Raw genomic sequence first — 13496 nt, forward strand, 5'->3', positions numbered from 1 at the left:
TACTCTCTCCTTCAATGTGTCATGACAGTTCTGTCTTGCTTATTCTACTGGTATTTCCACAAGGTGTCAAGACACAAAAAAACGAATGTTTATTCAACATCCGTTTTTATAGAAGTTATCCTTTGCGCGCTTGCATTTCATTGCTTAATTTGGCAAATTCCGCTAACGACAGCGTTTCTCCACGACGTTTCGGATCGATCCCACTTGCTTCTAAACTGTCTGCCAACCACTGTTTGGTTTCTTCATCTTTTCCATAGCTATTTTGCAAATTGTTCCAAAGGGTTTTACGACGCAACTGAAAGGCTGCTTTCGTTAATTTAAAGAACTCTTTTTCATCGGTGACTGCGACCGCTGGTTGTGGACGGCGCGTCAATTTCAAAATAGCCGAATCAACATTCGGTTGGGGTACAAAAACGGTTTTCGGGACGATGAATGCCAGTTTTGCTTCCATGTAGTATTGCACAGCGATCGACAACGAGCCATAGGCTTTGGTCCCGGGAACTGCTGAGATTCGATCAGCCACTTCTTTTTGCATCATCACGACCATTTCATCTACTGGTACCTGAGACTCTAAAAAGTGCATCATGATAGGCGTAGTAATATAATAAGGCAGATTTGCGACAACTTTTAATGAAGCAGCCGTATCGCTGAATTCTGACCGAATGGTCGTTGATAGGTCTGCTTGCAAGACATCTTGATGAATGATCTTTACGTTTGCGTAAGGCTGCATCGTATCAGCTAATACAGGGATCAACCGATCATCAATTTCAAACGCCAACACTTGCTTGGCATGTTTTGCCAACTGTTCGGTCAGCGCACCGATTCCAGGTCCAACCTCAATGACGTTTGTCGTTTCGTCGATGCCTGCTGTTTCTACGATTTTCCGTAAAATATTCGGTTCTGTTAAGAAGTTTTGTCCTAAACTTTTTTTAAAGGTAAAGCCATGTTTCGCTAAAATCTCTTTGGTTCTTGAGGGGGTTGCTATATCCCGTTCTTCCTTCACAATTCTTCCTCCACTGTTTTCATAGCTTCTGCCAACTCTGCATCGGTGATACGAAACATTGCCAGCCGCTTCTCTAATTGTTTGCCGTTCGTATAGCCGATGCGTAAAAGATCTCCTAGCCGCTCTCGTTTCTCTTTTGCTCCAGCGCCTGCGATCAAGCCATACGCTAATAACTGTTGGCGATCAATGGTTCCTTCACTGACTTCATTTGAAGCAATCGGGGTTACGACTTTTCGCAAGGCTTCTTTCAATGCTTCATGGCTGGCGTGTTCCACGCCCAAACTGCCTTTGCTTTTCGGTGCTGCCTGACTGCGCGGTAAAAAGGCATGCTTGGCATCCGGAACCACTTCCATAATGATTTTGCGGATCTTTTCTCCCGAAAAATCGGGATCGGTAAACACGATGACCCCTCGTGTCTCTTGGGCATGCTCGATTTGATCAAGGATCGTATCATCGATCGCTGAACCGATCGTTTCGATCGTATCTACTTCGAACACTTCTTGCAATCGACGGGTGTCGTCTTTGCCTTCGACGACAATGATTTCTTCGATTTTCGGTTTATCAGTCATTGATCCTAAACAAGCGGTGGGCATTTTTTGTCGTGTAGGCCGCAACATCAGCGACCGCTTCTTGCCGCAGCTCCGCGATTTTATCCACCACATAATGGGTATAGCCGGGTTCATTGCGTTTGCCGCGATAAGGAACAGGGGCTAAATACGGCGCGTCAGTCTCAACGAGTAGCCGATCTTGTGGTACGACTAGTGCAGCTTCTTGTACCTCCGTGGCCTTTTTGAAGGTCACGACACCACTAAAGGAAATGTACATTCCTAGATCCAAGAACTTTTTCGCCCATTCTCCGTCTCCACTAAAGCTGTGCATAATACCACCGATTGTTTGGACTTTTTCATCCTTTAAGATCGCATAGGTATCTTCTAAGGCTTCACGGGTATGAATACTTATGGGCAGCTGATGTTCACGAGCGATTGCCATTTGCCGACGAAAGACCTTTTCTTGAACTTCTTTCGGATCTTCCATCCAATGGTAGTCTAAACCGATTTCACCTAGGGCAACGACTTTTGGTCGTTCCAAGCGCTCTTGCAAATAGGTTTCTACGTGTGGGGTATAAGAACCAGCTTCGGTGGGATGCCAACCGATAATGCTGTAAATGCCAGGATATTCTTTGCTTAATGCTAACGATTTTTCAATCGTTGGCTGATCGAAACCGACGACCGCCATCTCCGTTACTCCTAGTTCATGCGCACGGGCGACGGTTTCGGGAATGTCTTCGTTAAACTGTTCTGCATTCAAATGTGTATGAGAATCAAAAATCATGAAATCTCCTCCTTAGTCCTTCTATACTCTAGCATATTTTGACGGTTTAAGAAACGAATCCTCTTCGCTTTTTTCAGCAGTTTAAGAAAACTTTCAGCAAGCAAAAAAAATCCGCCCAAAGTTGGAGGACGCCGAAGCTGATTTTCTCTATACTGAGTGTAACGAAATCGTATGGAGGTGGAAATATGGAACGATCAAAAATTGATCCCGGCCGCTTTTTTTCTGGCCAAAAAGCAGCAGCTAAAGGCACGTTAAAAAATCAATATCACTACTATCGGCAGCAAAATGCCCATCAAGCATTCAATAGCGATTTTCAGCGAAATTTCCAGCAAGATTTCCCCAATTTTGCTACATGGCTAAAACTGCAGCAGCAGACGCCACAAAAGAATCAAACAGCGACTTTTTCTCACTGGTTATTGGTTGGTTTCTTCGGACTTTTGACGGCAGCAAGTTTTTCGCAACAGCTCTTATTCCTACTTTTTGTCTTTGTCATAGCTGCTCTCGTCAAAGGCCCAGGCATGATCGTATGGGGTATCGTTTATTCCTTCTTAGTTAGTCTGTTTCCTCCATTGGGTATCGTTCTTTCTGGCTTGTTTTTCTTACTGACCTTGCGTCAATTAACCAAAAATGTCACTTTCGTTTTGACTGCATTGTACTTTTACGGCTATCCGTTTGTCATCACAGCCCTCCAGCACTTCACGAATTGGGACCCGCAATGGCTGTGGGTCGGTAGTATCGGTTTTGCCTTGATCAGTGGCCATTTTGTCTTACAGCAAAACTATCCCTTTGCTTCAAGTAAAAGTCTCGCATGGGCGATCATCTCTGTCCCTTATGATTGTGTCATGGCTTTGATCCCTGTCAAGCACAAGGCACGCTTCAAACGATTGGTGAAAATCAAATAATTGCGATCTAGGATACAAAAGATAGGCTGTTGCAGCTTCTTTTGTATCTTTTTTAATGGAAAAATCAAGCGAAATACGATGGATATTTTTTGTTATTTTTGCTTCCGTATGATTGCTTTTTTTGTAAGAATCTACTATGCTAGAAACTAGCAAATCAAAAAAGGAGCCACGCCATGTACACCCTCATTCTTATTGCATTCCTCCTTACGGGCTTGCTAGTTTACTCCTTTATTATTGAACCGCATCTTCTCAAACAACGGCATTATCTCATAAAAAAAGACAAGCGCACCGTCTTAGATATTTCAAAAGCTTATGACCTTTACCAAGCAGAAAGCAATATCGTGATTGCCCATATCAGTGATCTCCATTTTTCTCGTTGGTTTAAACCAAGACGAATGAATCGCATCATTCGATCAACGATCCAAAACAAGCCGGATCTGATCATCATCACGGGGGATCTGATCGATAATTATAAAAAATGGCCGCATCGTTCAACCAAGCGACTGATCGAAAAGCTGAAAAAATTGCAAGCACCTCTGGGTAAGATCGCAGTTATGGGGAACCATGACCATTTGAATGACGGTCATTACTTTGTTAAGGAAATATACCAGCATGCAGGGTTTACCTTACTTGATAATGAGTCGGTTTTTGGTTCTGATGACAAGACGTCGATGAATATTGTCGGTATCGATATAGAAAGTCCGAAAGTCAGTTTTACCTATGAAGCAACCTTAGCAGAATGGCAGCTGCTTTTGCTCCATGAACCCGATTATGTTTCTCGGATCACCAATCTGCCAAACTACGACTTGATTCTTTCTGGCCATAGCCATGGCGGGCAGATTCGCTTGCCTTTTTATTATGCGAAAACAAAGGGCGCGTTGAAATATACCGATGGGCTCTACCTTTTAGGAAATGAGACCTTATTGAGTGTTTCCAGCGGGGTCGGTATGACCAAGATTCCCGCCCGACTCGGCGTCCCGCCAGAGATCCTTTATTACCATTTAGAACCGCAACAGCAATTGAACGTTTCTTAACTGTTCATCACTGTTCATCGTTGTAATTGGGAAAAAATCAGCAAATCGTTTCAGCAAACGTTCGATTCGCTGATTTTCTTTTTGCCCCTATCGTGTTAAAATATACCAAATAAATACTTTTAAACAATTAGGAGGAACCAAAAAATGGTCATCTCAGGAACACTCTGGTTTTTAATCGCCTTCTTTGCTTATACAGCCTATGTTTACGGTCAGGGGTTGTACTTTCCTGTCATCGCATTTCTTGCTGCCTTGATGGGCTGCGGATTTTATCTCTTTGCTTTTCTCCAGCACAAAAATACGACGAAAAAACATCCTTAGCCAGAACGAGCTAAGGATGTTTTTTTGCTTTATTGATTCAAGCCTTGATAAATCGTCTCGAGATTCCACTTCATCATGTTATAGTAGCTGTCGCCTTCTTCTCCCGGTTCTGCAATCGAATCGGTAAAGACGGTTCCGAAAATCGGAATGCCCGCATCACGAGAAACACTTTGCATTGGACGAGTATTGACGCTGCTTTCAACAAACAAGGAAGCGACGGCTGAGTTTTGCAGCTGATCCACTAAGTTTTTGATTTGCGCAGGGGTACCTTCTTCTTCGGTATTGATTTCCCAAATATAGGCAGACGGTACACCATAGGCTTTGGAGAAGTATTTGAAGGCTCCCTCACTGGTGACGATCAATTTCTTCTCTTCAGGAATCGATTGGAAGTTTTCCTTCGCTTGCTGATCCAGTTCTTCTAATGAAGCCAAGTAGCGTTCAAGGTTTTCTTCATAGAAAGAGCGATTGTCAGGGTCCTTTTCGCTCAGGCGTTGAGCGATGTTACGGGCATAGATCATGCCGTTTTCTAGATTTAACCAGGCATGAGGATCGGCTTTGCTGTGGTCTTCATCATCAGATAAATAAAGCACATCCACGCCATCACTGACGGCAAAGTAATCTTCATTTTCTACCTTATTGGCATTGTTCATCAATTTGGTAAACCAGCCATTGCCGCCAGTTTCTAGATTCAAGCCGTTGTAAAGGATAAGATCAGCATCGGTCGCTTTTCGAACATCTTCCACTAAAGGTTCATATTCATGGGGATCACGCCCCACTGGTACGATACTGTGAAGATCGATTCGATCACCGGCAATGTTTTCCGTAATATCAGCAATGATCGAATTGGTCGCTACTACTGAAAGTTTCCCTTCTGTTTGGTCCATCTGTCCGTTTTGCTGTGCCAAAAAGAAGCCACCGGCTACAGCTGCCGTTGCTAAAACCGCTGTCGCTGACCAGCGCTTGACTGGACTGGTCTTTTGTTTGGGTGAGAACAAGAAACCGATCACGAAAAAGGCTCCTGCGGTCAAAACGATACTTGATCCTGCGGCAATATTAAAGCTGTACCCGATAAACAAGCCGATAAATGAGGCGAGACCACCTAAACCCCCTGCGATGATCATCATATGCTTCAATTGTTTTGTATATAAATAAGCCGTTGCTGCTGGAGTGACTAATAAAGCCACGATCAAGATCGTTCCGACGCTTTGCATCGCTGTCACTGAAACCAAAGTTAATAAGAACATCAATAAGTAGTGATAGGCTTGCACTTTCATCCCAAAAGACTTTGCCATCATCGGATCAAAAGACGTGATCAACAGTGGACGGAAGAAAAGGATGATCACTGCCAGCACAAGGATAGCGATAGCGATCGTCAGCCATTTGTCGCTATCTTGTACCGCTAGCACATTCCCAAACAAAATGTGAAACAAATCAGTCGAACTGTTTGCTACCCCAATCAAGATAACCCCTAAAGCTAGAAACGAACTAAAGGTGATACCGATCGCCGTATCACTTTTGATCAGGCTGTTATTGGCGATATAGGTAATAATCATGGAAGCCAAGATCCCAAAGAAGATTGCCCCGACAAAAAAATGAACGCCGAAGATATAAGACAAGGCTACCCCTGGTAAGACCGCATGAGAGATTGCATCCCCCATCAAGGACATCCCTCGTAAGATAATAAAACAACCGATCACCCCTGCGACGATTCCGATCGCGACTGCCGTGATCAAGGCATTTTGCAAGAAATGATAGTTACTTAAACTGGTAAAAAAGCTTGTCAACATGTTAAACGCCTCCTTTCACGATGATCGCATCGCCAAATGTTTGCTTCAAATTGCTTTCGGTAAAGACTTCACTCACTGGGCCCGCAGCGATCAGGGTTTGATTGAGAAAAACCAAGTAATCAAAGTATTCGGTGATTTTCCCCAGATCATGATGAACGATAAAAATCGTCTTTCCGGCATCTCGCAATTTACGCAACAGGCCGACGATGATCGCTTCACTGGTGGCATCGATCCCTACAAAGGGCTCATCGAGGAAGATATAGTTAGCATCTTGCACCAACGTTCGAGCAATCAAGACCCGCTGAAACTGCCCACCGGACAATTCCCCAATCTGACGCTCCGCAAAGGATTCCATTTCTACCGCTGCCAGAGCGGCTGTCACTTTCTGCCAATCGTTGGCTGACATTCTTTGGAACATGCGCATCTTAGGATACAAGCCTAAAGATACGACTTCTTTGACTGTGATCGGAAACGTGTAATCAACCGCAGTCTTTTGTTCGACATAGGCAATTTCCTTTTGAAAGTCTTTTAACGCTTTTTTGTTGACACTCATGTTCCCACTGGAAGGGATCAACTTCAACGCCGCTTTGATCAGCGTCGACTTCCCTGCCCCATTTGGTCCGATGATCCCTACGATCGCTGGTTTCTCTACTTGAAACGACAAATCCGAGATCACTTGATGATTGCCATCATAGGCTGCGGATATTTCTGAAAAAGTAATCATTATTTTCACTCCATTTCCATAGTTAAGGATAGTTTATTTATTTTTTAGGTAGACCTAACTTATTTTTATTATACAAGAAAGGATTGGTTTTGCAAGACAGTTCTCTTGATTTTTTTAAGAAACACCGCAATTTTTTGGCAATGGTTCTTGAAACCCAAGATTCTATCTCTATTTATTGAATAAAAATTGGCGACCACAAATACTGATTCCACTAATTTCTTTCTATCTTTTGATCGCAAAGCGTTTAATTTATTTTCAATAAAAGAGATCGTTCCTCGGCACCTCAGTGACGTACTTTTTTTCAATAACAGAAAAGAGAAAAATCAAATCTCATTTCATACTCCCTTCATGATTAATACCAAACAAATCAAAGAATCAGTAATTCTTCTATTTCCACAAATTCACGAATCTACTCTTTTTTATGATGACCAAGAAACCCTTTCATCTCGACTAAAACGCTTTATAAATTAAACTTTTCTAATTATTATGTGATTTTTCGAACAAAACCTAAAAATAACATGACAACTATGTTAGTCTTTGATTTGGAAAAAGTTTTAGGAGGAATAAAAACAATGAAGAAAATTTTCCAAACACTATTAGTCCTAACCTCGTTAGCAACTTTGAGTGCTTGTGGAGCTGATTCACAAACAAGCAGCAGCACAAGTACTGGTTCATCTGCTAATGAAGAAACAGATGCAACTTCAGCTGCATCTGGTCAAGAATACACAGACCCTAGCGAACTTGCAGACAGCTACGATGTCGTGATTGTCGGTGCGGGTGGCGCTGGAATGGCCGCTGCGATCCAAGCAAAGGAAGCTGGCGCAAACCCAGTTATTTTAGAAAAAATGCCAATTTCTGGTGGGAATACATTGAAATCTTCTGCAGGAATGAACGCTTCAGAAACCAAATTCCAAGAAGCAGAAGGCATTGAAGATTCAAACGATCTATTCTATGAAGAAACATTAGCTGGCGGTCACAACACCAATGATGAAGAATTGTTGCGCTACTTTGTGGATCATTCAGCAGAAGCGATCGATTGGTTAGATTCCATGGGTATCACTTTAGACAACTTAACAACGACTGGCGGGATGAGTGAAAAAAGAACGCACCGTCCATCTGATGGTTCCGCGGTTGGGGAATACTTAGTTGATGGCTTGATGCGCAACATCCATGAATTGGAAATCCCAATTTTTGTAAATGCCGATGTCAAAGAAATCAATGAAGAAGATGGTCAAGTCAACGGGGTGACCGTTGAAGTAGAAGGAAACGAACAAACCATTGATGCCAAAGCAGTTGTCGTTACAACAGGCGGTTTCGGTGCCAATTTCGACATGATCACCGAGTACAAACCAGAATTGGCAGACTACGTGACAACGAACCAAGAGGGTTCGACTGGTGATGGAATCAAAATGATCGAAGCGTTAGGCGGACAAACGGTTGATTTAGAGCAAATCCAAATCCACCCAACAGTGGATCAGTCTAAATCACTGTTGATCACTGAAGCTGTCCGTGGAGAAGGCGCGATCTTGGTCAATCAAGAAGGCGAACGGTTCTTCAATGAAATGGAAACACGAGACAAAGTCTCTGAAGCGATTATTGCCCTACCTGAAAAATCGGCAACGTTAGTTTTTGATGCAGGTGTCAAAGAACGCGTAACAGCCATTGATTTTTACGAGCAACAAGGGTTAGTCAAATCCGCTGACACGATCGAAGAATTGGCAAAAGAATTGGACATGCCAGAAGCAGCGCTTGCTGAAACGATCGCTACCTGGAACAGCAGTGTGGCTGCTGGTGAAGACGAAGCCTTTGGACGCAGCACGGCAATGGACAACGATTTGTCAACAGGACCTTACTATGCCATCGCCATTGCTCCTGGTATCCACCACACGATGGGCGGCGTGAAGATCAACACGAACACAGAAGTGATCGCTACGGATAACGAGATCATTCCAGGTCTCTTTGCAGCCGGAGAAGTAACTGGTGGGTTGCATGGTGAAAACCGAATTGGCGGAAATGCAGTTGCCGATATCATCATCTTCGGACGCCAAGCAGGAACAAAAGCTGCCGAATTTGCGCAAGAAAATTAAACCATTCTCTATAAAAAAGAAGTACTAACGCTTTTCATCAGCGTTAGTACTTCTTTTTTCTCATATAATTGACACAATAGTTTTATTGATCTTATGCTGTCACTTTGATGATCTGCACCTCATAAGGCGCCAACTGAAGAAGTTGGTTTGTCGTTTTTCCTGTAAGCAAGTCGATTCCTGAAGTTGCTACCTCTACTTCTTGATTTTCTTCGGAAAAATTCATCACAAAATAATAGGTAGTCGGAGCGAGCTGCTCTTGCTGACTTTCTCTACTTTGAATCGACACGTTCGTTGAACCTTGGCGGACCCACTCATTTTGTAAGCGAAGCTGTTGTGTTACTTCTTGATAGAAGTCTTCCAAAAAGGCTTGATCCGTCCGTCCTCCAAGATAGTAGGCACTTCCTTCACCATAATCATTTACGGTCACTGCAGCTTGACCTTGATAAAAATCTGCACTGTACACCCCTAACGTTTGGGCGGTGTTTGTTTGGACAATACTACAATAATCATGAATTTGGTACTGCTGTTCCTTCATTAAAAGCAGATTTTTTTGCTTCGGATATAACGTATCGATTTCTTTCACAGACACACCAAACAGTTCTTCTAACTCTTGGGGCCATCCTCCTAAATAGGTCAAGTCCGTTTCATTCACGATCCCCGTCAAATAAGTGGAAACCAGTGTCCCGCCATTTTTCGTATACTGTTGAAATTTTTTCATAGTTTCTTTTGGTAAGAGGTAAAGCATCGGAGCGATGATCAATTGATAAGCATCAAAGTCATGATCTTTCGTGATGACATCAACCGCGATGTCATGATCCCAAAAATAGCGGTAATGCTCTTGCAACGTTTGTGGGTAGCGTTTGCTCTCTAAACCAAAACCTTGCGCATCATTGAGCGCCCAATTGTTATCCCAATCATAGATGATCGCCACTTTGGCTTTTTTGTGCAATCCTTTGATTTCTTTGATTTCTTCTAAGGCTTTCCCCACTTCTGCTACATCTTGAAAAACACGATTTTGCTCGTCGTTGTCATGGTCCACGACGGCCCCATGGAACTTCTCAGATGAGCCTCGAGATTTTCGCCATTGAAAATAAAGATTACTATCTGAACCGTGAGCAATAAATTGCATAGAAGACAACAGATGCATCCCGGGGCGTTTCGTGCGGTTGACTGGATGCCAATTCACACCACTAGGGGTTGATTCCATGATCAAAAATGGTTGCTTTTTCAAGCTACGATATTGATCATTGATAAACCCAACCTTACTTGCCAAATCGGCTGTCGTTCCCCAATCATTATGCCAAGCAGGATAACAGTCCCAACTAATGACATCCACATGCTGGGCAAATTTTCCATAATCAAGACTATAAAAGGGAATCAAATCACGGGTATCTGCCATGAAATTCGTTGTGATCGGCACATCTGGAGACAAACGACGAATGTCTTTGATCTCATGTTCATAGAAATCAATAGTCTGATCGGTTACAAAACGATGCCAGTCTAGATTTAGTCCATGAACTTGCATTTCGCCGATCGGTGAAGGAGATTCGATTTGCGACCAATCGGTGATCGTATGGCTCCAGAACGGTCCCCACCAGGCCTCATTCAAGGCTGCTAGCGTTTGATACTTCTGCTTGACCCACTGACGAAAGTTTTCTTGGCAAATAGGACAATGACAATCTCCAGAATACTCATTGGAAATATGCCACATCAATAGTGCTGGGTGATCGTGGTAGCGTTCAGCTAATTTCCGATTGATGATCGCCACTTTCTCACGATAGATTGGCGAAGAAAAACAGTGATTGTGTCGCCCACCGTGTAACATTTTTTCCCGTTTTTCATTGGTCCGGAGAACTTCAGGGTATGCTTTAGACAACCAGGCAGGACGCGCACCGCTTGGCGTCGCTAAAATGACGTTACTGTTTCGTTCGGCGAGCTGATCCATGATTTTGTCTAACCATTCAAATTGAAACACCCCTTCTGCTGGCTCTAAGGCACTCCAAGCAAAAATACCAAGGGAAAATGTATTAGCATGAGCTTTTTCCATTAGTTCTAAATCTTTGGCTAAGATCTCGGGATAATTTAGCCACTGGTCAGGATTATAATCCCCACCATGTAAAAAGCGTTCTTCTAAGTTATATCTTGTCATCTTCTCTTCCTATCCTTTTGTGCCGCCAGCGGTCAAACCGGTGACAAAATGTTTTTGTAATGCAATAAAGACGAGCGCGATCGGAATACTGATCAAAATGGCCCCTGCCGCAAAAGTCGTATAGCTGGCACCCATTTTATCCGTGACTAATTTGTATAACCCGATGGGTAATGTATAGTACTCAGGATTACGTAAAATCACTGAAGACAGGGCAAAGTCTCCCAGTGGTCCGGTGAAACCATTCATGGCAACCACTGCGAGCATTGGTCGAGATAATGGAATCAAAATTTGCCAGAATATTCGCGTATTGCTTGCACCATCTATCTTGGCACTCTCGTCTAAATCTAACGGAATCGAGTCAAAATATCCTTTCAATAAGTACGTGTTCATGGGAATCTGACCCCCAACGTAAATCAAGATCAGCAACCAATGACTATTGATCAAGCCGAGCATTTGCGCCAGTACAAAAATTGCGATCAAGGCAGAGAACTGCGGGATCATTTGTAGTAGTAAGAACAGCATCAATCCATTTTTACGGCCTGTAAAACGAAACCGTGAAAAGGAATAAGCCGTCATGGAGACAAAGATCAGTGACAGGAACATAGTGCATACACTGATTTTCAATGAATTCAAATACCATTGACTATAATATAGCGAGTTGTCACCAGCAAACAATTTCGTGTAGTGACTTAATGTCGGACTCGTCGGAATCAGACTCGTACTTATTAAACTGTTCCCAGGATTAAAACTAGCACCGATCGTCCATAGTAAAGGGTAGACGATCACCACTACCGTAAAAATCAGTACAAGATATGTCAAGGATAGGCGGACAAATTTTTGTTTTTTCATACTTGCTGCCTTCATGTTATCCAACCTCCTTGAATGAATTTGTTCGGCGGAATTGCCATAAAGCAATCGCGATCACGACGATCGATAAGAGAATCGTCAATGCTGCTGCTAGTGCATATTGACTATTTTGCATCGTGAGCTTATAGATCCATGAAACCAAAATATCGGTACCACCAGCGGTCGAACCAGGAACTGCCGGTCCGCCAGAATTAAACAGATAAATGATATTGAAATTGTTGAAGTTAAACGTATATTGCGTAATCAAAATTGGTGCCATTGCATAAAGCAGTAATGGCAATGTGATTCGTCGGAATTTTTGCATAGCTGAAGCACCATCGATGGTCGCCGCCTCATACAAATCATCAGGAATGGATTGCAGCGTCCCTGTAGTCACGATAAAAATATACGGAAAGCCTAGCCAGCCTTGAATCAGTAACAAAGCTAAACGGGTCCAATTCGCACTCGTTAGCCAAGGAATCGGTGAAATCTGGAAGAAATTCAAAATCGTATTATTGATCGCACCAAAGGAATCATTGAACATTCCTGAAAATACCAAGATCGTAACAAATCCCGGAACTGCCCATGGGAGGATCAAAATCGTTCGAAAGAACTTTTTGAATCGTAGTTCTTTTTGATGCACCAGCACCGCTAAAAATATTCCGATAGAAACTTGTAACGTTGAGGCGATCAAGGTCCAGATAACTGTCCAGCCTAGAACATTGAAGAAGGTACTACGCCAAATATCGACAGTAAAAATCTTCTTAAAGGTCTCTAATCCCACCCAATCTGCTAAATTGGCAGGTGCAGAATGATAGAGATCATAGTTCGTAAAAGCTAACGCGATACTAAAGAGAATCGGAAAAATAACAGAAAACACGAGTAAGAAAAATGCTGGGCTACTCATTAAATAAGGATAGCCTTCTCTTAATAGTGCCTGGTAGCTTTCACGGATAGAGTTGACTGGTAGCTCATTGTCTCTTAATTCGCCGTTTTTATAGGCATCACGGATGTTTAAATAATAGAACAACAGACCAAAACCGATGACGATCAAGGCAACTAATCCTTCTGCTAATAAAAAGATGGAATTGTCTCTCGGCACTTCCACGCCTAATGTCACGATGCCCCAAAGTCCCATATTAAATAAATCTTTAAAGACGACAAGATACATAGCAAAAAAGAAGAAAAATAAAGCGCCTTTGCTTTTTTGCCGATTATAAAATTGACCGAATCCTGGTATTATCGAGAATAGCATTGCTCGTTTTGCATACGACTGCGTGTTTTTCACATTTTCGCCCCCTGTAAGAAAAAGCC

Annotated in this window: 12 protein-coding genes and 1 pseudogene; 4 read left to right on the top strand and 9 right to left on the bottom strand. The window is 42.8% G+C overall.

What is annotated here, in order from left to right; all coding sequences use genetic code 11:
* Positions 1 to 115 precede the first annotated feature (115 nt).
* The 3 genes from rsmA to IGI86_RS11165 are packed head-to-tail and all read right to left on the bottom strand — an operon-like array spanning position 116 to position 2335.
* Positions 116 to 1003 (bottom strand): 16S rRNA (adenine(1518)-N(6)/adenine(1519)-N(6))-dimethyltransferase RsmA, encoded by an 888-nt coding sequence (gene rsmA / locus IGI86_RS11155; RefSeq protein ID WP_008378923.1) that lies wholly within the window; start codon positions 1001 to 1003, stop codon positions 116 to 118.
* Complete coding sequence (gene rnmV / locus IGI86_RS11160; RefSeq protein ID WP_005234813.1) at positions 1000 to 1572, bottom strand: ribonuclease M5; 573 nt, start codon at positions 1570 to 1572, stop codon at positions 1000 to 1002. The genes rsmA and rnmV overlap by 4 nt, the downstream gene beginning before the upstream one ends.
* Positions 1565 to 2335: a TatD family hydrolase gene (locus IGI86_RS11165; RefSeq protein ID WP_016613564.1), complete on the bottom strand. Its 771-nt coding sequence runs from the start codon at positions 2333 to 2335 to the stop codon at positions 1565 to 1567. Before IGI86_RS11165 ends, rnmV begins: the two co-directional genes overlap by 8 nt.
* A gap of 185 nt (positions 2336 to 2520) precedes the next feature.
* Between IGI86_RS11165 and IGI86_RS11170 the strand changes: the two genes are divergently transcribed.
* The 3 genes from IGI86_RS11170 to IGI86_RS11180 all read left to right on the top strand — a co-directional run bounded on the left by IGI86_RS11170 (position 2521) and on the right by IGI86_RS11180 (position 4589).
* Positions 2521 to 3237 carry a hypothetical protein gene (locus IGI86_RS11170; RefSeq protein ID WP_086332562.1) on the top strand — a complete coding sequence of 239 codons (717 nt, stop codon included), beginning with the start codon at positions 2521 to 2523 and terminating at the stop codon, positions 3235 to 3237.
* A 173-nt stretch (positions 3238 to 3410) separates the two neighbouring features.
* Positions 3411 to 4271 (top strand): metallophosphoesterase, encoded by an 861-nt coding sequence (locus IGI86_RS11175; protein ID WP_005234806.1) that lies wholly within the window; start codon positions 3411 to 3413, stop codon positions 4269 to 4271.
* A gap of 144 nt (positions 4272 to 4415) precedes the next feature.
* A complete protein-coding gene (locus IGI86_RS11180) occupies positions 4416 to 4589 on the top strand; it encodes a hypothetical protein (protein WP_005234804.1) in 174 nt (57 codons plus the stop codon).
* A gap of 29 nt (positions 4590 to 4618) precedes the next feature.
* Here IGI86_RS11180 and IGI86_RS11185 read toward each other — a convergent pair whose 3' ends face one another.
* From IGI86_RS11185 to IGI86_RS11195, 3 genes and pseudogenes are all read right to left on the bottom strand, one after another.
* On the bottom strand, positions 4619 to 5494 hold the full coding sequence (locus tag IGI86_RS11185; protein ID WP_050790983.1) for a metal ABC transporter solute-binding protein, Zn/Mn family: 876 nt from the start codon (positions 5492 to 5494) through the stop codon (positions 4619 to 4621).
* Between the two features lie 129 nt (positions 5495 to 5623).
* Positions 5624 to 6376: pseudogene (locus IGI86_RS11190) on the bottom strand (iron chelate uptake ABC transporter family permease subunit); the annotation flags it as partial.
* Position 6377: 1 nt separating this feature from the next.
* On the bottom strand, positions 6378 to 7100 hold the full coding sequence (locus IGI86_RS11195) for a metal ABC transporter ATP-binding protein (protein WP_430617287.1): 723 nt from the start codon (positions 7098 to 7100) through the stop codon (positions 6378 to 6380).
* A gap of 572 nt (positions 7101 to 7672) precedes the next feature.
* Between IGI86_RS11195 and IGI86_RS11200 the strand changes: the two genes are divergently transcribed.
* The gene (locus IGI86_RS11200) at positions 7673 to 9187 is read left to right on the top strand and encodes a flavocytochrome c (RefSeq protein ID WP_008378933.1); all 1515 of its coding nucleotides are present in this window, start codon (positions 7673 to 7675) and stop codon (positions 9185 to 9187) included.
* 91 nt (positions 9188 to 9278) lie between these two features.
* On the opposite strand, the gene IGI86_RS11205 is transcribed toward IGI86_RS11200, so the two are convergent.
* The 3 genes from IGI86_RS11205 to IGI86_RS11215 are packed head-to-tail and all read right to left on the bottom strand — an operon-like array spanning position 9279 to position 13437.
* Positions 9279 to 11336: a beta-galactosidase gene (locus tag IGI86_RS11205; protein ID WP_430617288.1), complete on the bottom strand. Its 2058-nt coding sequence runs from the start codon at positions 11334 to 11336 to the stop codon at positions 9279 to 9281.
* Positions 11337 to 11345: 9 nt separating this feature from the next.
* On the bottom strand, positions 11346 to 12200 hold the full coding sequence (locus tag IGI86_RS11210) for a sugar ABC transporter permease (protein WP_008378938.1): 855 nt from the start codon (positions 12198 to 12200) through the stop codon (positions 11346 to 11348).
* Between the two features lies 1 nt (position 12201).
* The gene (locus tag IGI86_RS11215) at positions 12202 to 13437 is read right to left on the bottom strand and encodes a carbohydrate ABC transporter permease (RefSeq protein ID WP_218193215.1); all 1236 of its coding nucleotides are present in this window, start codon (positions 13435 to 13437) and stop codon (positions 12202 to 12204) included.
* Positions 13438 to 13496 lie beyond the last annotated feature (59 nt).

Origin of the sequence: Enterococcus sp. AZ188, from assembly GCF_050544075.1 — a bacterium.
GTDB lineage: Bacteria > Bacillota > Bacilli > Lactobacillales > Enterococcaceae > Enterococcus_D > Enterococcus_D entomosocium.